This window comes from Phycisphaerae bacterium (assembly GCA_024102815.1).
Lineage (GTDB): Bacteria > Planctomycetota > Phycisphaerae > UBA1845 > UBA1845 > JAGFJJ01.
The window spans coordinates 180,954-207,195 of the sequence record JAGFJJ010000014.1; the positions used below are offsets into that span (position 1 = coordinate 180,954).

Genomic DNA, 26,242 nt, shown 5'->3' on the forward strand with positions numbered 1-26,242 from the left:
ACAACCCGTCACTGAATGATGATGTTGCTTCCCGGCCCGCCGTCGAGCACGTCGGTACCCGGCCCGCCGATGAGCACATCGTCACCGTTGCCGCCCAGGATCGTGTCATTCCCGGCGCTACCGGTGAGCACGTCGTCGTTGTCCCCGCCGTCGATCGTGAGTTGGATCACTCCGGATACGAGGCCTGACGCGTCGCACACGTCATCGCCCGCCAGCAGGTTGAGGATGAGCCGATCGAGGGACGGGTCCGCATGGGCGACGGTCAGGCTGCTCGCCAGGCCGGTCGCGCTCGCAATCCCCGACGAACCGGTGATAACAACGGTATCGTTTCCGCCCGTGGCGTTGACAATCACCGTGTCAGCCGCGCCGTCGGGCGTGACACCGCCGAGAGATGCCGCCAGGTCGACGGCTACCCCGAGCACGTCCGTGCCGGCGAGATCGTTCACCGTAACCGTGTCCGATCCGCCGAGCATGCGCAGGACCACCTGCTGAATGTCGTTGCAGTCCATGACGATATTTCCCACGTTGCGGGTGAGGCGAAGGCGCCCGCCGTTGGCGGAGAGATCTATGATCTCAGAGGCGTTGCTGGCCCGGAAGTCCAGCGTATTGTTCCCTTCCTGCCCCTCGACGACGTCATTTCCATCGCCCGGATCCCACTGAAAAGTGTCGTCGTCCGCGCCCATCAGCGCCAGGTCAGCGCCCTGGTTCCCGTCGATGAGATCATTGCCGTCGCCCCCGATCAACAGGTCCGCACCGTTACCGCCGTTGATCTCGTCGTCTCCATCCCCGCCGTCATAGACCAATGGAATGCCCGTCCCGGCAATATTGCCGGAACTGAAAAACATGTCCGCACCTTCCATACCGTTCAACGTCACTCCCGTAACAGCAATCATCTCCACGGGAGTCGTGAAGGTCGACATCGTCACGCGCAGTGCTCCCACAAGGCCAGGCGCAAAAACGTCGAACGAATCGTCGCCGCTCGAACCGTCGAATTGCATGGAGTCCCCCCCTGCACCGGAATAGGCGAGCACGTCATTGCCTACCTCGCCGTTGGCAACACGAACCAGCGCGGCCAAGCCCGACAACTCCGCGACGCCGCCGTTACCGATGACATGGATGGCATCCGCGCCGGTCGTGCCGACCACGGTAATAATGTCGGCCGCGCCGTCTCCCGAGCTGCCGTTGATGGTTCCGGCAAGGTCGAGATGGACCACGTTGACACCCGTTCCCGCCAGGTTCTGGACGGTTATGATGTCGGCACCGCCGAGCGCATGGAACTTAACTTGTTCAATCTGATTGCAGTCCATGGTGACGTTGGCTACGTCGCGGAATAACCTTACTCGCGAGCCGTTGGCTGAGAGCAAGACATTCTCGCTCGCCCCACTGCCGTTGAAATCGAGCGTATCGCTGTCGCCCTGCCCTTCGACGACGTCACTGCCGTCGCCCGGCTCCCAACGGAAGGTGTCGTCCCCCGCGCCGAGCATCGCTACATCCGCGCCCGGTCCCCCGTCGACGAAATCATCGCCCCCACCGCCGATGATCAATTCCGGTCCGATTCCTCCATGCACCTCGTCGTCACCGTCCCCCGCATCGATCATGACCGACACCGCATTGGTAAACGCGCCGTTCGATTCATCCATGAGAATCACGTCGTTTCCCCTGCGAGCCCAAATCTGAATGCAGGCGATTTCGCTCAGTGCGACCGCGAATTCCGACGGCCCGGTCCCGTCAACATTCACGGTCAGCAGCGTCGAATCGACAGGATCCAATCCAACCACAAGGGACGCGCCCGCATCCGTTCCCACGATGCGCAGGCAACCGTCGGAGACTTCAACGACTGTTGCCACGCAGTCGGGGTCGGACGGCACACCCGCGCCGCTGAAACATTCCCCAAACGCCACTACGTCGCTCAGGTCCACATCCGCATCAAGATCAAAATCAGCATCGCCACAGGTCGGCGAAGGATCGGATATGACTCCCGGACCGGACACGCAGGGTTCCATGAGGGCCCAGTCGTTCGCGTCGACGTCGCCGTCGCGATCAAAGTCTCCGGGCGCCGCCGGCGGACAACCGTTGGCATCCACGGAAACGCCGAAGATCGTATGCGGACAAACGTCCTCGATGTCCGGAATGCCATCTCCGTCGCCGTCCGGTGAGTCCGCAAATGCAGTTCCTCCGCCGCCTGCGGCCATCAACAGCCAGACACAAATCACGAATGGAAACTGAAGCACTGGCCTCACGTTTTTCTCTCTCCATTTCGCGCCGACAGGCGCACACCGGCCTTCGATTCTTGCGGTTCTTGGCGGATGGTAGGGACGCGGCGATCCGGGCTCATGCAAGCCCCGATGATCCGCCCGATCCGTGCGGCGATGGACAGCGCGCACGCTCCCCCGAAACGCGAACCAGAATCTCAGTCCCCGATCAGAATTGCCCTCTGCTCATCGAAATCCGGAGAATCCCCGTGCCCGATGCCGGTCCCGGCTACCCTCATTCTACCGATCCGGGGCGCCACAAAGCTAGCGGGAACACCGCCAATGAAGCCCGGAATACAGACTCCGAAAGTCCGAGAATCAGGAAGGAAGGAATCGGAATCCATGTCCCTCAAAGACCGCAGGCGACCAGAGGGCGAAGCCGGCAACGGAAAAAAACCCGCACGTAACCTCCCCGACGGCCGGAGGTAGTAGAAAACCCGGTGCAAACGACAATTCCCCGACTTGACCCGAGGAAGAGTTCGGTATATGTTAGGTTATGTGGCGTCGGGTGGCGACGCCGCACAACGCCCCGATGTGCGGAGCGATCCATGTCCGCAGCGAACCGCAGGCGGGAATCGTCCGCTCCGTTGACCGTGTCGCAGGCCGCCCTCGTTCGGGAGAACCTCGGACTCGTCGGCCTGCACCTGCGTCGCATCGCGGCCGCCATCCCCAAGCGACGGCGAAACGATCTGGAAGACCTTTTTCAGGAAGGTTCGTTCGGGCTGATTCGTGCCGCCCGGCAGTACGACCCGGCTTGCGGCGTGGGCTTTGCTCCCTACGCCCTCGCCCGGATTCATCAGGCGGTCCATCGGGCCGCTATCTGTCTCAGGCGGCAAGCCATGAACGGCAGTGAACCCATCTGCGGATTTCCGGACGCTTCGGGAGAATCCCTTGAACCGCAGTCTCCTCTTGATCGCGACGACACGCACGTTCGAGTCGGCCCATTGACCGCGGCGTTGCGCGATCAGCTTGCCGCCCGGCCCGACAGGCATGAACCATTAGCCGAAGCCGAAACACTCGGGGACCGTATCTACGAATGCTACGCGCGAGCCGTGAGACAGTCGGCGGACCGGCTCATCGGCGCCGCCTCCTCCCGGCCCGGCCGCGCCGCCCTTCTGGACGCCATCGTCGAGGAACGACTCTTGATTCCCGACGAAGAATCGCGCTGCCCCCTGCGAGAGATCGCCCGTATGACGGATTCCTCCTACGGTCGCGTGGCGCAGTGCGAGCGGCAGATCCTGCTGGCGGCCGAGAGCGTGCTTGGCAACGATCCTGCCTTTCTCGCCCTGTGGAGCACGGCCCGCAGCAGCCCCGATGGCGTCCGCACCACGATTGACGAAGACGTGGAAGCACTGCTTGGACGGCGCTTCGCCAGGGAATCGGGCGCAATCTACGACCGCCTGAAGGAGCACGAGCGGGCTTCGTTCGTCCACGCCATCCTTTCCCATACCGGCGGCGAGATCCCTCTGCTTTTGGAGGAGTGCCTCCTGAAAATGGTCCGCGGCCGCCGCGAGGACGTACTTCGCCGGGCACTGAAATGCACCGAAAGCACGCCGACGCCCTCTCCCAGGCGTGCCGCCACCGCCGAAATCTACGAAGAAGAATCGACGCTCGATCAGCGGCGAGGCCGGTCCCGACGGCGCCGGTCGCGCACCACGCGGCATGATCCTGATGCGGGGAATCTCCCCGTCATCCCTCCCGCCTCCCGCCGGGGGAGACGCCGCTCCAGGAAACGCACGGAGGATCGCAATGCCCCAGCTTGACACGTTTGCCGGCGGCGCTACGATCGCGGTCGCCCGAGCCGGGAATTTGCGCCCGCTCTGGGCACACTCGCATCATCCGCCGAATCGAGGTTCCCGTGCGCCTGCAAATCGACAACGAATACGATCCGCTGGAGGCGGTTCTCGTCCATCGGCCGGGTGCGGAAATCGACCGCCTCAGCCACGACAACATGAAGCGATTCCTCTTCGAGGACATCCCCTACCTGCGACGGTTGCAGGAGGAACACGACGCCTTCGTCCAGCTCATGCGCGACCAGGGCATCGAAGTTGTCTATCTGGAGAACCTTCTTGCGGAATTGCTGGCCGGCGAGGAGCAGCGCGCGACGCTGGTCGAGGACGTCTGCCGTTCGGAAGGCGTCCCCGCGATCGCCGACGATCTGGCGGCTTTGAAGTACTGGGATGTCGACGCGCTCACACAGATCATGTTTGCGGGGCTGACGTCGGAGGAATATCGCGCCGCGACGGGCCGGCGGATCGGGGCGCGGCAATCGCCCGACGATTTTCTCCTCCCGCCGATTCCCAACGCCTACTTCAGCCGCGACCCGGCGGTCGTCGTCCGCGACGCCGCCATCTGTTCGAAAATGCACTACGCGGCGCGGGTCCGCGAGACGCAACTCGTCCGCGCCGTTCTGGAGAACCACGACGAATTCCGCGGCAACACCATCACCTACGGCGGAACGGACGAACCGATGGAGGATCGGCCGTACACCATCGAGGGTGGCGATGTCATTATCCTGTCGTCGGATGCCGTGCTGATCGGCGACAGCGAGCGCACCCGCAGCGAGACCATCGAAATCCTCGCGGGCAATTGCTTCCGACACGGAAAGATCAAGCGCGTGTACGAGATCCCCATCCCCACCGAGCGGGCTTTCATGCACCTCGACACGGTGTTCACCATTGTCGATCGCGGTCTGACGGTGTGGTTTTCAGAGGTCGTCGGGCAGATTTCTTACATCCACCGCTACGAACCAAGCGACGATCCGGGCACGTTCGGGGTCCGCCGAATCCCCGAAGAGCGCTCACTGACTGACATCCTCGGCGATGAGTTCGACGGCAACGTCACCGTCGTAGACACGGCCGGGGGCGACAAGCATTTCGCCGCTCGCGAACAGCGCACCGACGGGGCCAACGTATTGGCCATCGCGCCGCGGACGGTCATTACCTACGACCGCAACGAGCGCACGGCGCAGGCTCTGGAAAAAGCCGGCGTGCGTTGCCTCCCGATTGCAAGTTCGGAGTTGGTCCGCGGCCTCGGCGGCCCGAGGTGCATGACCATGCCGCTAAGAAGGCGACAGGCAACGGGCAACAGGCAATAGGAAGAGACACGGCACGGTCAACGACAGTGATGTGCGCCCGCCATGATGAATGCGGTGCATCGGCAAGTCACCCAGGCGGCGGGAGCAGCCCGGCCACGTCTGGATTCCGGCTTTCGCCGGAATGACGACGTACGAAGCGCTTGCCCTGCCAGTCCACCGTTTAACGATGTTTACTTTTTCTGTGCGAGAATCCTGTTGATCAAGTCGGGTTTATTGGGCAAAAGGCCCGCTTCGACCAGTCGCGGAACCAGATCGGCCCAGACGGGTTCGCGCTGAAAGACCTCGCGGAAAATGGGCAGAGCCTCGTCCACGCGGTCGGCGCTGGCCAATGAGACGGCTTTCCAGAAGGGAATCTCCACGATCTGCGGAGCGAGCTTCTCGGCCGCGGCGTATTCACGCTGGGCGAGTTCAAAGTCGTTGTGCTCGACGGCCAGGTCGCCCGCGTTCATGTGATGATACGCCCGCTGAATGCCCACGAGCCGGCGGAGTTCGACGAGCGGTTGCGGGTGATCCTCGACGCGGATGTCGAATTGGCGATCGATCCACGGCTTGCCGGTGGACTGGGCGGCGACGACGAGCAGCGCGGCCGACTGCCTGCCGCGGATGTCGCCCCCCTCCTTCTCCGCGGCGTCGAGGGCGGCGAGCATGCGCTCGGCGAGATCACCCTTGGCGCTGCGGAAGGCGGCGGCCATCGCGGGCCAGACGGTATCCCTGGCCATGAGGTTGGCCTGCACGGAAAACTGGAATTTCTCGTCGACGACGTGGCCCGCCGCGGCGATGCACTTCGAACCGGTGTGCGCCGCGACATTGCCCCGCGCGTCGATCATGGCCACTTGCCGAACCTCGCGTCCGGCGTCACCGGCGAGGACGGATTTGAGCGCGTCGGGTGCGGTTCGACCCAGGCGCATCAGGTCCAAGCCGAGCGGCCCGTAGGCGGGGTCGACGAGCGATTGCGTGGCGACGGCGCCGACGCCGGCCTCGGCCCAGGGAACCACGCTGCCGACGGAGAACCAGTGCGACTGCACGGCCACGCCGAGTTCGCCGGTCTCCATGTCGCGGGCGACGATGGAGTAGGTGGAGACGGGACGAATGGGACTAAGGTTGGGGTGATCGTCGGCGGCGATTTCAATGGAACAAGTGAGCAGAAATGCGATCGTGCCAATAGTAAGAACGTCTCGCATTGTCATGGATGATCTCCGGAAGTTGAGGAAGTTTGGTCGGTTACGGATTGGTTACGCTTTGCTGCGGGTGTCTGTGCCGCCAAGCGGCCGAGCAGGTCATTTGTTTTGCGTTGTTCTTCGAGAAGGGTGTTCAGGATGCGAACGCCGGATTCGGGCACGCGCTCGCCGCACTCTGGACAGACGGGGAGGGTGCTGCCGTGGAGGTCGTGGTTACAGTGTTCGCACAGGCCGTAGCGGCGACGACGGGCGCGGCGGAGGGGGCGATGAACGAGGACGAGGTAGGGGTAGAGACCCAAGACGAGCACGAGGAGGAAAACAGGAACTCGTACGCCGTACTCTGTAACTCGATAGACGCCCGAGATACTCAGGTACTCATACGTTTCATCGTGGGACAATGCAAAGCCAAATCCTTCGTAGCCCCAGAATCTGGACGGAAGTTTGTCGATCTTCTGGTATTCCGTATCCTGGGTTTTCTCCAACGTGATCCAGCAGGAACTCGGTCTGAGATAGGTTTCGACAGAAAGGCCGGTCGATCCGGTCCACAATGTGTACGAGAATCTTGATTCCTCATCATAAACTGACTCAATAATCTGCAATAGAATAACGGTTGTCGGGATAGTCAGAAATGTGGCTACGATTATTCGCATCCCTTTGCGAAGGAATGATGTTGCGGGCATTAGTCCATCCTTGATTGCGCCGAGTCGATCTCGCTCCTGCACGGTCGCGCAGGCTGAAGCCTGCGGCTCAGAAGATGCACCCGCGCGGTGGTCGCCTTCCACGGTCCGCACGGTGGACGCTACATCGTGGCCAATGATAAAGGCATGCGAACCGCAGTGCCCTACAAGCCCAAGTTCGGTGCGTCAGGAGGCGCACCCTACACCTACGCCTCCGGGGCGGGGGTCGGCGGCTGCTGGCCGCCCTGGCGCATCTGCGGCGGAGGCACTTTCACCAGATTCAGACGAGCTTCTCGGAGCAACGCCGCCTGGGAAAAAAGCTGCACGCGGTATTCGCCCGGCTCTGGGAAGGTCAAGCCGTGGAACTGGAGCACGAGGTTGGCGATGGCCCGGGGGTCGCGGAAGTCCACGGCGCCGCGGCCCTCGACGATCGCGGGACGGCTCTCGTTGCTGTCCACGATGCGGATGGTCAACTCGGTCTTGCCGTAGCCTTCGGTCAAGGTGGCAAAGACGCACAGCGCCGGGTGCGCGGCCGGGAACCGCCAGGCGTGGATGTTGCTGAACATGCCGATGAGCGAGTGCTTGCCGGTCAGGCGATCGGTGATGATCTGGTCGCAAACGATCAGGGAGAGCACGTCGGGCGGCGGACGGTCGGAAGTCAATTCGAGCCTGCCTTTCAAAATCGGGCGGCGCGGCGATCGGGAAGTTCAATCAAGCCGCGCACCGATCTGCAATGCGTTTTCCGTCTCATCTCCAGCGGGATTCCGCACGGGCGCGCATGTTACCGGCACATGGAGAGGTTGAGTAGGCGTGTGGCGCGGCGAAGGGTCTGTCGCACTACCGGCGCAAACATCCAACCGGAAAGGGGCGGGCGCCGTGCGACGTGGTACGCGAATTGCTGTTCTTCGGGCGGTATCGTTTGCCCAGATGACCCCTCCGCCGGAGTCCGCGCCATGTGCCTGGCCGTTCCTGCCCAAATTCTGGAGATCGAGGACGACCGCGCCGTGGTCGATTTGCAGGGCAATCGGGTGCGGGTCTGTACGGCGCTGACGCCGGAGGCGATTCCAGGAACGTGGGTCCTGGTCCATGCGGGTTTTGCGATCTCCACGATGGAGGAGTCGGCCGCGCGGGAGACATGGGATTACTTGCGCGAGGCGGCGCTGGCGAATGAGGCGGCGGAAGACGCGGGAGAATCCGCGTGAACAGGCAAGTGGAGCAGCTCGCGGCGACGCTGAATTGCGAAGCGGACCGATTGCGCCACCGCGTGGTGTTCATGGAGGTCTGCGGCACGCACACGGTATCGATCTTTCGTCACGGACTGCGGGCGATGCTCCCGGCGTCGGTGGGGCTGGTCAGCGGGCCGGGGTGTCCGGTGTGCGTCACCGCCCAGCGGCACATCGACGCGGCGATCGAGTTGAGCCGGCAAGAGGGCGTCGTCATTGCAACGTACGGCGACATGATTCGCGTGCCGGGACGCTCGGGCAGCCTGGAAAAGCAGCGCGGGCTCGGGGCGGATGTCCGCGTGGTGCAATCGACGCGCTCGGCGCTGGAGCTCGCGCGGCGCAATCCGGATCGCGAGGTGGTGTTCATCGCGGTGGGGTTCGAGACGACCGCTCCGGCAACGGCGGTGGCCGTGTTGGATGCGTGCCGCGATGGTGTCACCAATTTCTCGATTCTGCCGGCGCACAAGCTGGTCGTACCCGCGATGGTTGCGCTGCTGGCGAGCGAAGACGTGCGTCTGGACGGGTTCCTCTGCCCAGGGCACGTGAGCGTGGTGATCGGGGCGCAGGCGTATCGGCCCGTCGTCAAGCGGTTCAACATGCCCTGTGTCGTGGCGGGGTTCGAGCCGGCGAATATTCTTGCGGGATTGATTGCGCTCGCGCGACAGGCGGCCGACGGCGAAGCGCGGCTGGAAAACGTCTATTCGGCAGTCGTAACGGACGAGGGTAACCGCGTGGCCTGCACGCTGCTCGATGAAGTCTTCGAGCCGGTGGATACCGTCTGGCGGGCGCTGGGAAGCATTCCCGACAGCGGATTGGCCCTGCGGCCGAAGTACGCACGATTCGATGCGCTAACCCGATTCGAAATCGTGCCGGGGGAGGATGAAGATCACCCCGCTTGTCGATGCGGCGAGGTCATCACGGGACGGACTACGCCGGATCAGTGTGCGTTGTTCGGAGCCGATTGCACACCGCTGACGCCCTTCGGGCCATGCATGGTCAGCAGCGAAGGCACGTGCAGCGCGTGGTACAAATACGAACGCCACGGAGCGACGAAGGGAAGGAAAGGCAATAGGCAATAGGAAATAGGAAATAGGAAAAAGAAGACTGTGAGTGTCGCGAGAATGACATCGACGGATACGGAGCGAATTGTCCGAGCGCATGGTGGCGGTGGGGAGATGATGGGACGGCTCATCCGCGAGCACATCGTGGCCGCGCTGGGCAACCCGCGCCTCAATACCCTGCTGGACAGCGCCGTGCTCGACTGGTCCGGAGGACCTGTCGTGTTCACGACGGATTCATACGTCGTCCAGCCGCTGTTCTTTCCCGGCGGGGACATCGGCCGGCTCGCCGTCTGCGGCACGTGTAACGATCTTGCGGTCATGGGCGCCACACCCGTGGCACTGAGTCTCGGGATTATCGTCGAGGAAGGACTGGAACTGAGTGTCTTCGACCGCGTGCTGGCGTCGGTGGCCGCGGCGGCGGATGAAGCTGGTGTTTCGGTGGTCACGGGCGATACGAAGGTCATCGAGCGCGGCCGGGGGGACGGACTCTATCTCAATACCGCCGGCGTGGGATCGATACATTCAGGTGCAAACACGGACCCGAAGCGAATCGCGGCAGGTGATGCCATCCTGGTCAACGGCACGATCGGCGACCACGGCATCGCGGTGATGTCGGCGCGCAACGATCTGGAGTTTGAAACGCCCGTCGTTTCCGATGCGGCGCCGCTGAATGGGATGATCGCCGTGCTGCTCGACGCCGGCGTGAAAATCCGCTTCATGCGCGATGCCACACGGGGCGGGCTTGCGGGGGTACTCGTAGATATTACGGAGCAGTCTGGGCTGAGTGTGGAGATCGAGGAACACTTGCTGCCGCGCAGACCGGCGACGCTGGCGGCCGCGGAAATGCTGGGTTTCGACCTGCTATCCGTGGCGAACGAAGGGAAAGTCGTGATCGTGGTTGCCGCAGAGGATGCGGAACGCTGCCTTAAATTGCTGCGCGGGCACGCTCATGGGAAGGACGCGGCGCGCATAGGAAGGCTCGCAGACACGCAGCCGGCACTGGTCGAGCTGATTACGGCGGGCGGGGGACGGCGCGTGGTACAACGACCGTACGGCGAAGAGTTGCCGCGCATCTGCTGAGTGGGTCGGGCTTCGAGGAATCGTCCGAGGAGCGCAGAGCCTGCCGTGCAAGCGAGGGTGGTGCTTGGCGACTCGCGTCTAAATGGTGAAGGTATGCGAGCCGTATGTCATGCGACACGCGTACCGCATGCCCTACCGTCGGGATAATTGGGCGCAGCATCATGCATGAACTGTCCATTGCCGTAGCGCTGCTCGAGGCCGCCCGAGGTGAGGCGGAGTCCCGCGGGTCGACACGAATCGTGAAACTGCGCTGCCGCGTTGGGGTGGCCCGACAGGTGATACCGGACATGCTCCGGGACGCCTTCGAGATCGCGCGGGAAGGGACGCCGGCCTCGGATGCCGCACTGGAGGTGGAAACCGTGGGGATGAATCTGTCCTGCCGGAGTTGCGGCGAAACGCGCCGCCTGGATACCTGGGCGTTTGAGTGCCCTGCCTGCGGAAGCAGCGACGTGGCGCTGAGCGGCGGAGACGAGCTGGAGCTGTGTGCGATCGAACTCGAGGTGCCGGATGATTGAGGTTGTGCGCAAGAGCGTGTTCGCGCTCAATGATCGGGCCGCGGAGAACAACCGGGCGCTGCTCGCCGAGCACGGCACTGTCGCCGTGAACATCATGGGCGGTGACGGCTGCGGGAAGACGGCGCTGCTGGAGTGTGTTCTGCCGTTGCTTCGTCGGCAGGTTCGCGCCGGCGTCATCGAAGGAGACATCGCGACAACACGCGACGCGGAGCGCATCGCGGCCTGCGGCGTGCCCGTCGTGCAGATCCTGACGGAGGGCGGGTGTCATCTGACCGCCACACTCGTCGAGCAAGGATTGAGACGGCTGCCGCTCGGCGAGCTGGATGTGGTGCTCATCGAGAATGTGGGGAACCCCGTTTGCCCCGCCAACTTCGATCTCGGGGAGCAAGCCCGCGTTTCCGTGTTGAGCGTAACGGAAGGTGACGACAAGCCGGCGAAGTATCCTCACCTGTTCCAGGTGGCCGACCGCGTGGTGATCTCCAAGACCGACCTGCTCGGCGCAACGGACTTTGACCTGGAACGAGCGACGCGAGAAATCAAGATTCTCAACGAAGGTGCGACGATTGACCGCGTGACGCGTAAAGATCCGGCGTCGGCAGGCTCGTTTGCAGATTGGCTGGTGGGGCTGGCTGATCCACTGCGAGTTGGGTCGCTGCGGCAGCCAAGGTGAACTGGAACGGCTCGCGCGGCCCAAAGGACCCGCGAACCGCGTAAGTCTCTTCTGGGAATATATTTAGCGGCGCCCGGGGTCGAACCGGGGACCTTGGGGTTATGAATCCCACGCTCTAACCATCTGAGCTACGCCGCCGAATTCCAACGCCGTAACGGCGGACGGACATGTCCCGTTGCGGCGCTTGGGGGTCCTATTATAGGCCCTGCAAGCGATATGCAACCATCGGTCCGGATCGAGGTTTTCCCGGACCTATCCGAGCAATACAATCAGGGGTGTCCGGACGCAGGCCTTGCCGCATGCTCCGCCGGTGCCGATAGCCTATTGTGCGGCGCGACCGGTCCATCCATTCGGGGGGAAGCACACGGCGGGCGAGGCCAAACGAGCAGGCGTCCGCCTCGGGGGGAAAATCCATGTTGCGCCGAATCATCCTGGGCGGGGCCGGGCTGGCCTTGGTCCCCCTCCTGGCCATCCTGTTGCGAGTTTCGGTTCAGTCCCAGCCGCCCGCCGATCTCTCATCGGCGTCATCGACGCCCGCGCCGGTCAGCGCGGCCGAGGAGCGGTCCTCCGCCCCTCGCACCGCCAAGAGCCCCTCCGTATCTCAGGAATCCATCACCGTCCGGGTAACCGGCGGAACGCTTCAGTTGGATTTCGATAACGTCGGCCAATCTGAGCCCGCGCTTCGTTTCGCGGCCAACGGCGCGATCGCCAGCGACTCGGAAAAGGGGACATTTACGTTCCCCGTTTTGTCGGAAGGCGCTTGGCGGCTGACCCGTCACGGCGACGATCTGCAACCCATCGTCGGGCAGACGCTCTCCCATGGCGGGTTGTTGCTCTTGCGCGACGGTCGACGGGAGGTCCTCGGCAACCTGGGATTGGGGATCGACCGGCAGGGGCGGCTCACGGTGATGAGTACCCTGGACGAAAGCAAATTCGACCTTCGCGCATTCGAGCTGAATGGCGTTACCACTCAGCTCAACGAAGCCAACAAGATTCTGACCATCTCCGGACGCATGCGCATTGCGGATGACTGGGCGGCACGGCTTGGCGAACCGGCGTACGCCGGATGTCCGGCTGGGTCGATGCGCCTGATTCTCGATGTCGAACGGGTCAATGAAGCGCCGGCGTTCACACTGGGCGGCTCATGCGGTGGCACCGACACGGAAGGTCGCCCTCTGGCGGGTAGCGTCGGACCGGACATCATCGTGGCCGACCTTCAGACCGTGCAATACTACGGCAACGTCGGCGACATCCACGCGTACGCCGTCGGGACGCACGCCTGCAATCTCGGTGACGAGCGGGCGAACTGGATCGCACAAACGAACCAGCACCCTGTCATTGTGCAGAACATGTACCGCCTGCGCGACAACGAGTTCGAGGAAATCGGGATGAGCTGGGTAAAGCACGGGTTCTACGCGGTGTCGTGGAGCCTTTGCGGGCCGTGCAATGATCCCACCGACGGAACACAACTGGGCATCGGCTGCTCCGATCCGTACAGCGCCAACATGAACGGCGTGCAAAGCAATATGAGCCCGCGGTCGGGCGTGAGCGCTTTCACAGGGCAATTCACGTATCCCTGGTCGGGTTGGCAGACCCAGCCGCCGCAGTCGCTGGTCGATCGGCGTATCCAGGTGCATGCGGCCGACCTCAATCCCAGCCTCAATCCCGGGGCGCGGTATTTCGTGCAAGGACATTACATTGCGGCGGATGACGCCGCGGCCGGAAATCAATTCAACAACGCTTCCTACCGGGAAGTACTCGTCCTTGAAAATGCCGGGAAATACTTCGTCTCCCCCACCGGGCAGACGCAACGACAGCAGCCGGCGGTCCGCGCCTGGCAGGACGTCGATCCGACCGTGGTCGAGACAGACGTGGAGGTTCCGAACGAAGGCCTGTTCATTCTCGCGGCCAAGTCGGTACTGATCGCGCCCGGGCAATGGCGCTACATTTACGCCTTGCAGAATCTCAACTCCGACCGGGCGGCGCGGCGTTTTGCCGTACCCCTGCCTGACTACGCCGTGGTGAGCAACATGACCTTCCACGACGCCGTGTTTCACAGCGGCGAGCCGTATGACACGACGGACTGGACCAGCAACGTCGGCAGCAGCGAAGTCGAGTGGTTCACGGATACGGCCGCGGCCAACATCAACGCCAACGCCCTGCGTTGGGGCAACGTGAATTCGTTCACGTTCGAATGCAACGCCCCCCCCGCGCCGGCGACGGCGACCATCGGACTGTTTCTCTCGGGCACACCGATGGAGCTCTCGGCCGAGACACTGGGACCGCTGTCCTATTTCGTGGACTGTAACACCAACACGATCGAGGATCGCTGCGAAGTAAGCTGTGCCAACCCCGGATGTTCGGCGCCGTGCGGCGGCGCGGATGACTGCGACGGGAATTTCGTTCCGGATGACTGCGAAACCGATTGCGACGGCAACGGGGTCAACGACGTATGCGATTTGCGCGACGGAACGCATGCGGACTGCAACAACAACAGAGTCCCCGATATCTGCGACATCGCCCTTGGAACCAGCACGGACAACCCACCGGACGGCATCCCCGATGAGTGCCAACAGGACTGCAATGAAAACGGCATTCCCGACGATATTGACATCGCGAATGACCCTTCCATCGACTGTGACGTGAACGGCGTTCCGGACATTTGCGAGCTGATCGGCCGCGACTGCAACCTGAACCTGCGACTCGACGAATGCGACCTTGCCCTGGGCAGCAGCCAGGATTGCAACGGGACGGAGATTCCCGACGAGTGCGAGCTCTCCGGGAATGATTGCAATGGAAACTCCGTCCCGGACGAATGCGATCCCGACTGCGACGGCAATGCCATTCCCGACGATTGCGAACCCTTCCTCGACTGCAACGGCAACACCATTCGCGACGCCTGCGACGTGGCGGTGGGTACGAGTGACGATTGCGACCTGAACTGGGTTCCGGACGAGTGCCAGCCGGACTGCGACAACAACGGGATCATCGACCCGTGTGACAATAATCCGGACACCGACGGGGACGGCGTGTGGGATTGCTACGACCTGTGTCCGGCGACAACGCCGGCAGACACGTGCTTGTGCCCCGACCGCCAACGATGCTGTTTTCCGAACCTTGGAGACGTTTGCCTCAACGACATACCGGTTGACGACTGTTTGGCGGCCCAGGGAATTCCACAGTGTGTTCCCCAGCCCTGCCGCGACGGGTGCCTGATCGGGGATGCGGACGGCGACGGCGACCGTGATCTGGCGGATGTCGCCGGTTTCCAGAACTGCTACACCGGCGAATCGGACTGGGTGGGATTTGCTCCGGCTGCCGGCGAGTGCGCCCGGATTTTTGATGAGGGAAGCGACGGCGCGATCGATCTTGTCGACTTTGAAACGGTGGAGGAGTACCTCACCGGACCGCAGTAGTGGGCTGGCGGACAGCCGGTCACTCCGGCGCAGGCCGAAGCCCAGGGACACCAATTCGATGCAAGTTCTGGATTGCGGCCTTCGTTGAGACGGCGCTCGTTCAAATCGTCCGCGCGGCGAACCCCATCAATCGCCATGGCGTTTACCGCGGCCGGTTACACCTATTGCGGCCGATCCAGCTCATCCAGATTGACTTCAAACTCCAGCGCACCGGCCGAGACCAGCGCCGTCTGACGGTGGAGCTGCACGCGGACAAGTTTGCCCTCGCGCTTCAAGGATCGCAGGAACACCTCATCGCCCGGTTCGAGCTCCCGGAGCCAGCGCGTCCATCCCTCGAAGGCTTCGCGCGACGCGTGCATTTCCCTCGACCGACGCTCGAACTCCTCCCGTTGCCGCTGCGCGTCGAGCTCCGCCTCGCGTGCCGCTTTGCGCGCCCGTTCCGCTTCGCGCTTTGATTCCAGCGTTCCGGCGATGGCCTTGTTGAGCGCCCGCGTCGAATGGTCCAGGTAGCGTCGCGCGTCGTGGATCAAGCGGCCGGGCATCCCCAGCCGCCGGGCAATAATGAGCGCGTTGCTGTTACCCGGCTCGCCGATGCGGAGCCGATACGTGGGTCGAAGTGTTTCCGTATCGAACTCGACCGCGGCGTTGTCCACGCGGGGTGTGGTAAACGCCACGGCTTTAAGTGTCGAGAGATGCGTGGTGACAATCGTCTTGGCATTGAGCTTGAGAAGCTCGTCAAGGATGGCACGGCCCATCGCGGCACCTTCATCGGGGTCGGTTCCCGCGCCGAGTTCGTCGATGAGCACGAGCGTCCGCTCGTCGCTGCGGCCGAGGATTTTGAGGATATTCGAGAGATGCGAGCTGAAGGTGCTCAGGGACTGCTGCAAGCTCTGCTCGTCGCCCACGTCGATGTGAACGTCACGGTAGACGGGCAGGCGGGAGCCTTCTCCCGACGGAATGGGAATGCCGCACTGGGCCATCGCGGCAATCAGTCCGACCGTCTTGAGGGCGACGGTCTTGCCGCCGGTGTTGGGACCCGTAATGACCAGCACGTCGAAGTCGTCGCCCAGTCGAAGGTCGAGAGGAACAACGTCCCGCGCGGGAGCTCCGGATGACGCCTCGTGCTCGAACAGGTCGAGCAGCAGCGGGTGCCGGGCCTCGTGCAGGTCGAGCACACCGGCCTCGTCGATTCGGGGGCAGACACACTGGTATTTCCGAGCGTAGCGGCACTTGCCCGCCAGGAGGTCGAGTACCGCCAAGGTGCGCAGGGTCGTGAGAATGGCCTCGGCATTGAGCTGAACGCGCTGGGTGAGCAGACGCAGGATACGGGTGATTTCCTTACTCTCTTCGTCGCGCAGGCGAATGATGGAATTGTTCAGCTCGACGGACTCCTCGGGCTCCACGAAGAGCGTTGAGCCGGAGTCGGAGCTGCGGTGCACGATTCCGCGGACGCGCCCGCGATGCTCCGCCTTGAGTGGCAACACCATGCGGTCGTCGTGGAACGTCGCCCCGGAATATTGCAGCATGCGGGTGATGCTGGACTGCCGGAGAATGCGATCGAATACATGCTTGATGCGCTCGCGGATGTCGTGAATCGTGGCGCGGATCGAGGCGAGTCGAGGGCTGGCGTAGTCTCGCACCTGGCCGCGCCCGTCAATGGCATCACCGATGGCCTCGGCGATGGGGCTCAAGTCGTGGATTCGCTCGCCGAGTTTGCCGAGCGTTTCGGCTCGATCACGGATCGATTCGAACCAGCGACTCAGGGGCGCCGTTGCCGCCAGCGTCTCGGCGATGCGGGCAAGGGCGTCGGCTTCCAGCGGAGTGGGAAATGCCGAGGCGCGAACTTCCGCCCGGACGTCGTGGACGCCACCCATGGGGGGGAAACCGATGTCCGGCAGCAGGTCGCGCAGTTCACGTACTTGTGTGAACCACTCCTGGATGAGCGCGTCGTTGGTCGTGGGCGTCAGCGAGCGGGCCAGGCGCTTGCCCAACGACGTGCCGCAGTGCTCCGCGAGCAACTCGCGGACGCGGGCGAATTCGAGTTTGGCCAGCGTATCTTCGTTCACCGCTCCCCGCCGGCCGGATGCGGCGACGAGACGCATTCCGTCCCGCTCCGGTCACCTGATTATACCAAGCATGCCGGAATGTCATCGCCGGCGAATGATGCGATTGAACCAACCTGACGCCTGACACTTCAAGTCATCAGTAATCGGGCGTGCCGGGGGTCGGGGCCTACGTCCGCATTCGACGCAGCTTTATACATGGACTCCACGGAAAGATGCCTATAATGGATCGACTCGGGCACGCAGTTTCTGGGCGAGGGCGAAAGAGGAGCCGAGGACATGCGGAATAGTTCATGGACCCTTATGCGACGGGCCTTCATCGTTGCGTTGGTCATGGTCGGGGCGGGCTTTGGGACGGCGGTCCCGGCATCCGGGGATCCTCCGGGTTTGCCCGCCCGCTATCAGCTCGCCGATCTCAAGGTTCTTGAAGATTCATTTGTCGAGCTCGCCAAGGACGTACGCCCCAGCGTGGTGGCGATTCGGACCTACTTCGTGCCGGATCCGGACGAAGTGAACGGCCGGCGCGTACGGATTCCCGTGAGCCAGGGGAGCGGATTCGTGCTCTCCGCCGATGGTTACATCGGGACGAACCAGCACGTGCTCGACGAATCCAACACCATTTCGGTCATACTCGACAATGGACTGCAATATGAAGGTCGTGTCGTGCAGGGCGATTCCCGAAGCGATCTGGCGGTTTTGAAGATCGACGCGGAAGGGCTGACGCCGGTGCGCCTCGGGGACCTCGACGAGGTGAAGATCGGGCAGTGGACCTTCGCCGTTGGAAATCCGTTCGGACTGGCCAACGAAAATGGGCGGATGTCCGTGTCGTTCGGAACCGTCAGCCAACTGGGCCGGGACATGACCCGCCGCCTCGTGGGCGATTCGCAATCGCGGTACTATGGCAACCTCATCGAATCCTGCTCGGCCATTAACCCCGGCAACAGCGGCGGCCCGTTGTTCAACATTGACGGTGAAATGATCGGGGTCATCGTGGCGATTGAAACCAGCTCCGGCGTCAGCGAGGGCGTAGGCTTCGCCATCCCGATCGACGACGACATTCGCCATGTTCTGCACACGCTGAAAAACGGCGAAAAAATGCGGTACGGTTACCTTGGCGTGGAAATCCGTTCCACGGAAGCCAAGGTCATCTCCCCGGACGTCTCACCCGAGCACGTGTACGCCGGCGCCGAAATCACCGGCGTCGTGCCCGATGGCCCCGCTGACGCGGCCGGCTTGCGGATTGGCGATGTGGTCACGGAGGTGGACGGCGATCCGGTGGAAAATGCCGACCACCTCGTGCGCATGGTCAGCTTCTCGCCCGTCGGCACCGAAGTGCGGGTCACCTACCTGCGTCGCAATGTGAAGCGGACCGTCCAGGTCACGCTGGGCGACCGCAACGCACTGCTGGCCAGCGCGACGAAGCGCTAGCACTCCGATTCAGGTACAGCCGTGGTGCGATACTGCTCCCCAGGCAGTTCGGAAACCTGAGCGCCCGCGGCACATCGCGGCGAGGTCCGTCGGCCCCCCTCTGCCGGCGACGGGCTGTTGCGGGATTCTCCGCCAGCCGTTACATCCCTCGGGTGTGAAAATCGCCCGCTCGCCCCATCGCTGGTCGGTGACGCCGCGCCAGGCCGTGAAGATTCAAAGGCGATTTGCTTCGCGTGTCGATTGCGCGTCACGTTTGCGCTCGTGGCGGTTCGTGGCCGGAACGGACCTCGCGTTTTCGACGGATGGTCGCAGCTGCGTCGCCGGCGTCGTTCTATGGGATCTTCAGGAGCGCTGCGTGATCGAGCGTCACGTCGCCACCCGGCCCGTGAGTTTTCCGTACGTTCCCGGCCTGCTTTCGTTCCGCGAAGTACCGGCATTGCTCGTCGTCATTCGACGCCTGCGCTTGACTCCGGACGTATTCATCGCCGACGGTCAGGGTCTCGCCCATCCTCGGCGCTTCGGTCTGGCGAGCCATCTCGGCGTCGTCCTCGATCACCCCACGGTGGGATGTGCCAAGAGTCGACTTGCCGGCACCTTCGCGGAGCCGGGCCCGGAGCGCGGGTCCTGGACTGAGTTGAAAGAAAACGGAAAGACGATCGGTGCCGTCCTGCGCACCCGGACCGGCGTTCGACCGCTGTTCGTCAGCGTGGGGCACCGCATCGACTTGCGCTGCGCCCTGGACGTGGTGCAGTCATGCGGACTGGGAATGCGATTGCCCGAACCGACCCGGCTGGCGGACAGACTCGTCGGTCTGCACCGCAAGGCCATCGCCATGAGGGTATGAACGGAAAGCGTACGACCGGAGGCCGCAGCCTCACGGAATTGAAGGATCAAACTGCGGAGCGACGTCGGGATGCGAGAAACGCCCGGCACGGCGCGACAGCATCCCCTGCACAGCAGCAAGCAGATCGCCGCGGCTGACGGGCTTCGCCAGGTATTCGTCGCATCCGGCCTCGAGACAGTGTTGACGGTCTTCCGCCATGGCATGGGCAGTAAGCGCGACGATCGGCCCGGCGTATCCGCGGCGACGAAGTTCGCGGGTGGCTTCGTAGCCGTCCATCACCGGCATCTGCATGTCCATCAGGACGACGTCGTAAGGCCGTCCGCATTGGACAGCCGTGAGGGCTTCGGTCACCGATTCGCGGCCGTTCTCCGCAACCGCGACATCCGCCCCGGCTCGACGAAGCAAGTGTGTAACCAGCGCGGCGTTATCGGGGCTGTCGTCCACCACCAGAACGCGACAGGGACGGTCATCTTGATTGACGAACCGCGGCTTGGACCGTGCCGCGTTGCTTGCAGTCGAAGGCGCCGGCGCTTCCGCTCGTGGCGACTCCTGCAACGGCAGTGAGACTCGAAATGTCGTACCGACACCCTTCTTGCTTTGGACGGCGATCTCGCCCCCGAGAAGCTCCACCAGGCGCTTACTGATCCGGAGGCCCAACCCGACTCCGCCGCGGCGTCGAACAAACGGGGCATCCGTCCGGGCCAAGGCCTCGCATATCTGGGCAAGCTGATCTTGCGGAATTCCGATTCCGGTGTCGATGACTTCGAGAACAAGTATTCGAGAATCCCCAGCCGGCTCTGTGCCCACGCGAACCGTAACACCCCCGGTCATCGTGAACTTGATGGCGTTCTGAATCAGGTTGAGAAGAATCTGCCGGAGGCGGGTCACGTCCGTCAGGAAAGTCTCGGGCAGGCCGTCGGAATACTGCACGTCAAGTTGCAGTCGCCCCGCCGATGCCCGGGGAGTAAGTAACGTAACGATCTCTTCGACGGTGTCCTTCAATCGGGCGGAGGTTAGCTGGAGTCGCAGCTTGCCGGCTTCGATCAGGGCAATGTCAAGCAGATCATCCACAATCTGCATGAGATGCTCGCCATTGCGTCGAACCGCCGTCAGGGCGCGCCTTCGCTCGGACGGACTGAGCTCGTCGCCCAGCAAGGCCTCGCCATACCCGAGAATCGACATCATCGGCGTGCGGATCCCGTGACTGATACTGGCGAGGAACTCGGTTTTCATTCGGTTCGCGAACTCAGCCGCTTCCTGCCCCGCGCGAGCCTGCTCCCGCGCGTCGCTCAGTTGGCGATTGGTACGAACCAGTTGTGAGTTCAACACGGCGATCTGGGCGTTGTACTTGTGGAGCTGACCACATTGCCGCTGGAAATCCCATTCGAGACGGATGATCCGCTCCGCGGCCTCGATCCGCGCCAGGAGTTCCCTCTCGTCGATGGGCTTGCTGATGTAATCGTCGGCGCCGGCCTCGAAGGCCTCGACGAGTTTCGCACGATCGTTTAGGGCCGTGAGGAATATCACGTAGGTGAAGCCGACGCCCTCTTCGGATCGAATCCTGCGGCAGAATTCGATGCCGTCCATCTCGGGCATCATCCAGTCGGTGAGCACCAGCGGCGGCCCGACTTCCCGAATGATCTTCAGGGCGTCCAACCCGTTTTTCGCCGAGTGAACCTCGTAATGGCTATGCGTCAGGTACTGGGTGATGATCCGGCGGGTCGTTCCGTCGTCTTCGGCCAGGAGAATGGTCAACGGCTGGTCTGGGCGCATTGATGATCAAGCCCAAAGTCAGAATGCTTCCATGGGCTTTATCGACGAACGCGATGTTTCACTAAATGGCGCCAAGACCTCACGCGGTCCGGAAAGCAACGAATCCAATTTCGAATGTACGTGTTCAAGGTCAGCTTGGATTGGTCGGGCGAAGTTCGGAGAAACGAGTTTCCTTGCAACAATGCGAACCCATGAGGACACGCCGGCGAGGAAGACGCTGGGTGAGGGATTTCCCGAAGTCCGGAAAGTAACAACCGCTGCCGGGGCCGCGGCGTCATCCCAAGGGCTGCGTGCGTGGGCCGGCGGTTGGACGCATCTGAAGTCGGTCACAACGATCGATCCGATGGATGACCAGGGCCCCCGGACCCACGGCCGCCCTCGCGAACCGGGCCAGCTCACTCACGAATAGGATTGCGAGGGCCCGCCTTTGGGGTTAGGATGAGGTCGTCATGATCGAAAGCGGGGCGTGGCGCAGTCCGGTTTAGCGCGCTTGACTGGGGGTCAAGAGGTCGCAGGTTCGAATCCTGTCGCCCCGAATAACGTAAGAGCCTTCCTGAAATCACCTTACGAATTCACCCGCACGTAGCATGGGAGGGCCTTCAGGGCTCTTCGTAACCCTCACGCGACCAAAAGCGTGTTGGCCCGCACTGAAATTCGCTCCATCGCGTACGTCCGGCCCGCCGTATGACCTCGGGTGACGAATGGGATGTTGCGGATCCAGATTTCAGACCCCAATTGGGGTTTCCCGTCCAGGGGATTTCGTTACCCGCCCGCCTCGAAGCCTGGGTAAAGCGTCATCCCGCCATCCACGAACAGGCTGGCCCCGGTGATGTAGTCGGCTTCGTCCGACGCGAGCCACACGGCGAAACGCGCGATGTCCTCCGGCTCTCCAATTCGCTTGTAGGGAATCAGCTTCATGAGTTCGTCGTAGGCTTCGGGCGTTTCCCATGCCGATCGATTGATGGGCGTGCGGATTGCGCCCGGACAGATGCTATTGACGCGAATCCGCCAGGGAGCGACTTCCTGCGCAATGCTCTTCATCATCAGCATCACGCCGCCTTTGCTGGCGGCGTAGTTAACGTGTCCCGCCCAGGGAATCATTTCGTGGACGCTGCTGATGCAGATGATCTTGCCGGCGGAGCACGACACGTCCCGTGTTATCCCGCGCCGCTTGAATTCCTTTACCGCGCGCCGCGCGCACAGGAACTGTCCCGTGAGGTTGACATCGATCACCTTCCGCCATTGGGCGAGGGTCATCTCCTCGAACGCGGCGTCCTGCTGAAGTCCGGCATTGTTGATGAGAATGTCGACGCGTCCGAATTCCTTCAGGGTGTGATCGAACATCGCTTCGACAGCCGCCTCGTCCGAAACGTCCGCCAGGCGGGCGATGGCGTTACCTCGGTGATCGCAGCCGCAATGCGTCGCTTCATGGACAGCTTCCTCGGCAGCATCCTTGCTCCCTATGTAGTTGATCACCACGTTTGCACCGGCGGCGCACAACGCCTTCGCGATCCCGCGCCCGATCCCGGAACTGGCCCCGGTGACAATCGCTGTCTGGCCGCGCAGCAGAGGACGCACCTCGCAACGCGGCATCTCGATAACCGGCAACTCGCTCGTCTTCAGATCGCGTATCATCGCGCTGCTCATGCCAGCTTTGCTACTCATCAGGCAACCTTCCTTTTTTTCCCGACGCTGAGTGTCATTACACATCGGCAGCCCGTGGTTGCAGCAGCTTCGCGACCAGGCCCGTCCAACCGGTCTGATGCGACGCTCCCACGCCACGGCCGTTGTCTCCATGGAAATATTCGTAGAACAAAACGTGATCGCGGAAATGCGGATCATCTTGCAACTTGCCTTGCTCGCCGAAGACCGCGCGGCGACCGTGTTCATCGCGAAGGAAGATGCGCGTCAGCCGTCGGCTGAGCTCATCCGCGACATCCAACAAAGTGCCGAACTTTCCGGAGCCCGTGGGACATTCAACCTTGAAGTCGTTGCCGTAGTAATGGTGGAATTTCTGCAACGATTCGATGATGAGGTAGTTGACCGGAAACCAGATCGGTCCGCGCCAGTTCGAGTTCCCGCCGAACAGGCCGGAATCCGACTCGGCCGGTTGATAGCGAACCTCCAGCGGATTGCCGTTCGACCAGAAGGTGTAAGGATGCTCCAGGTGATGCTTGCTGAGGGCCCGCACGCCGTAGTCGGAGAGAAACTCACTCTCATCCAACATGCGTCTCAGGAGGCGCTTCATGCGGCTGCCCCGCAACAGCGAAAGCAGCCGTCGTTCGCCGCGGCCGGGCTCCTGCCAGCGCGACACCAGGCTCGCCAGCTCCGGTCGGTGCTCCAACACCCATTCGAGTCGCCTGGCGAACTCCGGTAGCTGTTCGAGCATCTCCGGCTCGATCGTCTCGACGGCAAAGAGCGGGATCAGCCCGACCATCGAGCGGATTTTCACCGGGAACCGCTGACCGTCGGGCAGGTCCAACTCATCGTAATAGAATTCGTCTTCGGAATCCCAGAGGCCGCGGCCGCCGTTGCAGATGCCGAGCATCGCATCGGCAATATACAGGAAATGCTCGAAGAACTTGGTGGCGATATCCTCGTATACGCGATTGTGACGCGCCAGCTCCAGGGACATGCGCAGCAGGTTCAAGCTGTACATGGCCATCCAGGCCGTACCATCGGACTGGTTGAGATAGCCTCCCGTGGGGAGCGGACGGCTTCGGTCGAACACGCCGATGTTGTCCAATCCGAGGAAACCGCCCTGAAACACGTTCCGTCCGGTCACATCCTTGCGATTCACCCACCAGGTGAAGTTAAGAAGCAGTTTGTGAAATACACGCTCAAGAAATGCGAGGTCTCCCGCGTACGCCGGTTCACCGGAAGTACGGTGCTGCTTTCGATCGATCTGGAAAACGCGCCACGTCGCCCAAGCGTGCACCGGCGGGTTCACGTCGTCGAAGGCCCATTCGTAGGCCGGCAGTTGTCCGTTAGGGTGCATGTACCATTCGCGGGTCAGCAGGTCGAGCTGCTGCTTTGCGAATGCCGCATCCATCATGGCCAGGGGAATACAGTGGAACGCGAGGTCCCAGGCTGCATACCAGGGATACTCCCACTTGTCCGGCATGGAGATAACTTCGGCGTTGTTCAGGTGCCGCCAGTCCGCGTTGCGACCCTCGCGGCGCTGAAGCGGAGGAGCCGGCTGCTTCGAATCACCATTCAGCCATTCCGTCACGTCGTATCGGAATGTCTGCTTGCTCCAGATCATTCCTGCGAAAGCCTGACGCTGAACGCGCCTGGCGTCTTCGTCCGCGATGCCCGCCTGAAGTCCCTCGTAAAACGCGTCGGCCTCACGTTTGCGCACAGCAAGTATGCGGTCGAAATCCGCGAAGCCGGCAGGTTCATCCCCGGCGATGAGCCTTACGCGAACCTCCCGCGATTCCCCGGCCGGCACGCGAACACGGAACCGCCCTGCCACCTTGGTGCCTTCGCGCCGGGGATTCACCGCGTCGGCGCGCCCTTTGACGACATACTCATGAAACGCATCCTTCCAGTGCCCGTCGCCATTGAGTCCAAACAAGCGCGGGTTTGTATCGTTCTCGCAGAATAGGAGTTCGTCGGCTTGGTCGAAATTGGCGTGGTATTGCCCCAGGACTGGGTGATTCAGTTCTACTGCCTGACTGCCCGACGCCTGCAATCTTGGCGGATCGGCCTCGCCGTTCCAGGACCACGTGTTGCGAAACCAGAGCTGCGGAAGCACCTCAACGTGTGCATCATCGGGACCACGATTGTGCACGCTCACGCGCATGAGCAGCTCGTCCGGTGCGGCCATGGCGTACTCGACGAAGACGTCAAAGTACCGATCTTCAGAGAAGATGCCCGTGTCAACCAGCTCGTACTCGGGACCGCTCCTCCCTCGTCTGTGGTTCTCGCCGACCAGATCGGCATAGGGGAAAGCACGGTGCGGATACTTATAAAGCATGCGCAGATACGAATGGGTCGGCGTGGCGTCAAGGTAATAATACTGTTCCTTGACATCTTCGCCGTGGTTTCCTTCCCGATTCGTCAACCCAAACAACCGCTCCTTCAGAATGGGATCGTGCCCGTTCCAGAGCGCAAGCCCGATGCAAAGATACTGCTGCGCGTCGCTGAAACCGGCCAGGCCATCCTCACCCCAGCGATACGCGCGGCTCCGCGCGTGGTCGTGCGGGAAGTAATCCCACACCGTGCCATTCGCGCTGTAATCCTCTCGTACAGTTCCCCATTGGCGTTCGCTCAGGTACGGACCCCAGCGCCGCCACGCCTCTGCATCGCTCCCTCGCAGGCGATCAAGCTCGGCTGTATCCCGCTTCTGCGTTGGTTCGGCCGCACGGCCCTTCGCCATAGGGTCAGTCCTTTGAAAAACCGGTCACCGCCGGTACGTAATGTTATGACATGGACGCCTGATGCCGCGCACCGTCCACTCCTGAAAGGCGAAAGTCAAGCCGATGGCCGTCTGTTCGGGCCGTCCATTTGGCAGTTATGCTGCGAAAGGAGGACGTCCGGAGACGATGCCGGCCGGGTCTGTGCCGGCCGTCGAGAATTCTGTGTTTCGGAATCGGACAGCGGCAGTTTCATGTTTGATACCGAATCGCGGACCTCGTTTGAACATGCGTCCCGACATCGCCGACCAAAGCACGGTTGGCGCGGTATGGCCGCTCGACCGCGCCGTCTTGGTGTGCTTCGTCTCCCACTGTCAGAGCGTCGGCTGACTGATTCTTATCTTCCGGCAAACTTCATCGATCACCGCATCCGGCTCGGTCAACGACAAAGCAAAGGCAATCGGCTCCCTCCCGGGAAACTCGACCTCTTCATCGGGATTCTGCTTCGAGCGGCGCCCGGACTGATAGCCGTGCGCAACCGTATACTTTCGATTCTGCTGGATTCGCTCAGCGGGTGAGGGCTGTCGTCTCCCGCCCAGCGGCGCCC

The 26,242-nt window shown here is 62.6% G+C and carries 18 protein-coding genes and 2 tRNA genes; 11 read left to right on the forward strand and 9 right to left on the reverse strand.

Annotation, left to right across the window (positions count from 1 at the left end; genetic code table 11):
• Positions 1 to 8: 8 nt before the first annotated feature.
• A complete protein-coding gene (locus J5J06_04855; GenBank protein ID MCO6436398.1) occupies positions 9 to 2,240 on the reverse strand; it encodes a calcium-binding protein in 2,232 nt (743 codons plus the stop codon).
• A gap of 560 nt (positions 2,241 to 2,800) precedes the next feature.
• On the opposite strand from J5J06_04855, the gene J5J06_04860 reads away from it, so the two are divergent.
• Both J5J06_04860 and J5J06_04865 read left to right on the forward strand, forming a co-directional pair.
• Complete coding sequence (locus tag J5J06_04860) at positions 2,801 to 4,015, forward strand: hypothetical protein (protein MCO6436399.1); 1,215 nt, start codon at positions 2,801 to 2,803, stop codon at positions 4,013 to 4,015.
• A gap of 95 nt (positions 4,016 to 4,110) precedes the next feature.
• Positions 4,111 to 5,349, forward strand: coding sequence for an arginine deiminase (locus J5J06_04865; GenBank protein ID MCO6436400.1), 1,239 nt, complete (start codon positions 4,111 to 4,113; stop codon positions 5,347 to 5,349).
• Positions 5,350 to 5,519: 170 nt separating this feature from the next.
• On the opposite strand, the gene J5J06_04870 is transcribed toward J5J06_04865, so the two are convergent.
• The 3 genes from J5J06_04870 to J5J06_04880 all read right to left on the reverse strand — a co-directional run bounded on the left by J5J06_04870 (position 5,520) and on the right by J5J06_04880 (position 7,866).
• Complete coding sequence (locus tag J5J06_04870) at positions 5,520 to 6,530, reverse strand: DUF1028 domain-containing protein (protein MCO6436401.1); 1,011 nt, start codon at positions 6,528 to 6,530, stop codon at positions 5,520 to 5,522.
• Between the two features lie 2 nt (positions 6,531 to 6,532).
• Positions 6,533 to 7,309 (reverse strand): hypothetical protein, encoded by a 777-nt coding sequence (locus J5J06_04875; GenBank protein MCO6436402.1) that lies wholly within the window; start codon positions 7,307 to 7,309, stop codon positions 6,533 to 6,535.
• Positions 7,310 to 7,410: 101 nt separating this feature from the next.
• Entirely contained in the window at positions 7,411 to 7,866 is a 456-nt protein-coding gene (locus J5J06_04880; GenBank protein ID MCO6436403.1) for a hypothetical protein, read from the reverse strand.
• 291 nt (positions 7,867 to 8,157) lie between these two features.
• Between J5J06_04880 and J5J06_04885 the strand changes: the two genes are divergently transcribed.
• The 5 genes from J5J06_04885 (at position 8,158) to hypB (ending at position 11,753) form a co-directional block, all read left to right on the forward strand.
• On the forward strand, positions 8,158 to 8,406 hold the full coding sequence (locus tag J5J06_04885) for a HypC/HybG/HupF family hydrogenase formation chaperone (protein MCO6436404.1): 249 nt from the start codon (positions 8,158 to 8,160) through the stop codon (positions 8,404 to 8,406).
• On the forward strand, positions 8,403 to 9,506 hold the full coding sequence (gene hypD, locus J5J06_04890; GenBank protein MCO6436405.1) for a hydrogenase formation protein HypD: 1,104 nt from the start codon (positions 8,403 to 8,405) through the stop codon (positions 9,504 to 9,506). Before J5J06_04885 ends, hypD begins: the two co-directional genes overlap by 4 nt.
• Before the next feature lie 42 nt (positions 9,507 to 9,548).
• The gene (gene hypE, locus J5J06_04895) at positions 9,549 to 10,568 is read left to right on the forward strand and encodes a hydrogenase expression/formation protein HypE (GenBank protein ID MCO6436406.1); all 1,020 of its coding nucleotides are present in this window, start codon (positions 9,549 to 9,551) and stop codon (positions 10,566 to 10,568) included.
• A gap of 161 nt (positions 10,569 to 10,729) precedes the next feature.
• Positions 10,730 to 11,083: a hydrogenase maturation nickel metallochaperone HypA gene (locus tag J5J06_04900; protein ID MCO6436407.1), complete on the forward strand. Its 354-nt coding sequence runs from the start codon at positions 10,730 to 10,732 to the stop codon at positions 11,081 to 11,083.
• Positions 11,076 to 11,753 (forward strand): hydrogenase nickel incorporation protein HypB, encoded by a 678-nt coding sequence (gene hypB / locus J5J06_04905; GenBank protein MCO6436408.1) that lies wholly within the window; start codon positions 11,076 to 11,078, stop codon positions 11,751 to 11,753. Before J5J06_04900 ends, hypB begins: the two co-directional genes overlap by 8 nt.
• A gap of 64 nt (positions 11,754 to 11,817) precedes the next feature.
• Here the strand turns inward: hypB and J5J06_04910 are convergent.
• A tRNA-Met gene (locus J5J06_04910) sits at positions 11,818 to 11,891 on the reverse strand.
• Between the two features lie 275 nt (positions 11,892 to 12,166).
• Here J5J06_04910 and J5J06_04915 point away from each other — a divergent pair.
• Complete coding sequence (locus J5J06_04915; protein MCO6436409.1) at positions 12,167 to 15,169, forward strand: hypothetical protein; 3,003 nt, start codon at positions 12,167 to 12,169, stop codon at positions 15,167 to 15,169.
• A 161-nt stretch (positions 15,170 to 15,330) separates the two neighbouring features.
• Here J5J06_04915 and J5J06_04920 read toward each other — a convergent pair whose 3' ends face one another.
• Positions 15,331 to 17,271 (reverse strand): DNA strand exchange inhibitor protein, encoded by a 1,941-nt coding sequence (locus J5J06_04920; GenBank protein ID MCO6436410.1) that lies wholly within the window; start codon positions 17,269 to 17,271, stop codon positions 15,331 to 15,333.
• A gap of 240 nt (positions 17,272 to 17,511) precedes the next feature.
• Here J5J06_04920 and J5J06_04925 point away from each other — a divergent pair, with 240 nt between their 5' ends.
• Both J5J06_04925 and nfi read left to right on the forward strand, forming a co-directional pair.
• A complete protein-coding gene (locus J5J06_04925) occupies positions 17,512 to 18,660 on the forward strand; it encodes a trypsin-like peptidase domain-containing protein (protein ID MCO6436411.1) in 1,149 nt (382 codons plus the stop codon).
• Between the two features lie 154 nt (positions 18,661 to 18,814).
• Positions 18,815 to 19,504, forward strand: coding sequence for a deoxyribonuclease V (gene nfi, locus J5J06_04930; GenBank protein ID MCO6436412.1), 690 nt, complete (start codon positions 18,815 to 18,817; stop codon positions 19,502 to 19,504).
• 30 nt (positions 19,505 to 19,534) lie between these two features.
• Here nfi and J5J06_04935 read toward each other — a convergent pair whose 3' ends face one another.
• Positions 19,535 to 21,277, reverse strand: coding sequence for a response regulator (locus J5J06_04935; GenBank protein ID MCO6436413.1), 1,743 nt, complete (start codon positions 21,275 to 21,277; stop codon positions 19,535 to 19,537).
• Positions 21,278 to 21,737: 460 nt separating this feature from the next.
• Here J5J06_04935 and J5J06_04940 point away from each other — a divergent pair.
• Positions 21,738 to 21,813: transfer RNA gene (locus tag J5J06_04940), tRNA-Pro, on the forward strand.
• 226 nt (positions 21,814 to 22,039) lie between these two features.
• Here the strand turns inward: J5J06_04940 and J5J06_04945 are convergent.
• Complete coding sequence (locus tag J5J06_04945) at positions 22,040 to 22,912, reverse strand: SDR family oxidoreductase (GenBank protein MCO6436414.1); 873 nt, start codon at positions 22,910 to 22,912, stop codon at positions 22,040 to 22,042.
• Positions 22,913 to 22,979: 67 nt separating this feature from the next.
• On the reverse strand, positions 22,980 to 25,658 hold the full coding sequence (locus J5J06_04950; protein MCO6436415.1) for a glucosidase: 2,679 nt from the start codon (positions 25,656 to 25,658) through the stop codon (positions 22,980 to 22,982).
• Positions 25,659 to 26,242 lie beyond the last annotated feature (584 nt).

Coding starts and splice junctions, on each gene's coding strand:
- J5J06_04860 (MCO6436399.1), top strand. CDS start 2,801: ATGTCCGCAGCGAACCGCAGGCGGGAATCGTCCGCTCCGTTGACCGTG.
- J5J06_04870 (MCO6436401.1), bottom strand. CDS start 6,530: ATGCGAGACGTTCTTACTATTGGCACGATCGCATTTCTGCTCACTTGT.
- J5J06_04885 (MCO6436404.1), top strand. CDS start 8,158: ATGTGCCTGGCCGTTCCTGCCCAAATTCTGGAGATCGAGGACGACCGC.
- hypE (MCO6436406.1), top strand. CDS start 9,549: ATGACATCGACGGATACGGAGCGAATTGTCCGAGCGCATGGTGGCGGT.
- J5J06_04900 (MCO6436407.1), top strand. CDS start 10,730: ATGCATGAACTGTCCATTGCCGTAGCGCTGCTCGAGGCCGCCCGAGGT.
- hypB (MCO6436408.1), top strand. CDS start 11,076: ATGATTGAGGTTGTGCGCAAGAGCGTGTTCGCGCTCAATGATCGGGCC.
- J5J06_04915 (MCO6436409.1), top strand. CDS start 12,167: ATGTTGCGCCGAATCATCCTGGGCGGGGCCGGGCTGGCCTTGGTCCCC.
- J5J06_04920 (MCO6436410.1), bottom strand. CDS start 17,271: ATGCGTCTCGTCGCCGCATCCGGCCGGCGGGGAGCGGTGAACGAAGAT.
- J5J06_04925 (MCO6436411.1), top strand. CDS start 17,512: ATGCGGAATAGTTCATGGACCCTTATGCGACGGGCCTTCATCGTTGCG.
- J5J06_04935 (MCO6436413.1), bottom strand. CDS start 21,277: ATGCGCCCAGACCAGCCGTTGACCATTCTCCTGGCCGAAGACGACGGA.
- J5J06_04945 (MCO6436414.1), bottom strand. CDS start 22,912: ATGATACGCGATCTGAAGACGAGCGAGTTGCCGGTTATCGAGATGCCG.
- J5J06_04950 (MCO6436415.1), bottom strand. CDS start 25,658: ATGGCGAAGGGCCGTGCGGCCGAACCAACGCAGAAGCGGGATACAGCC.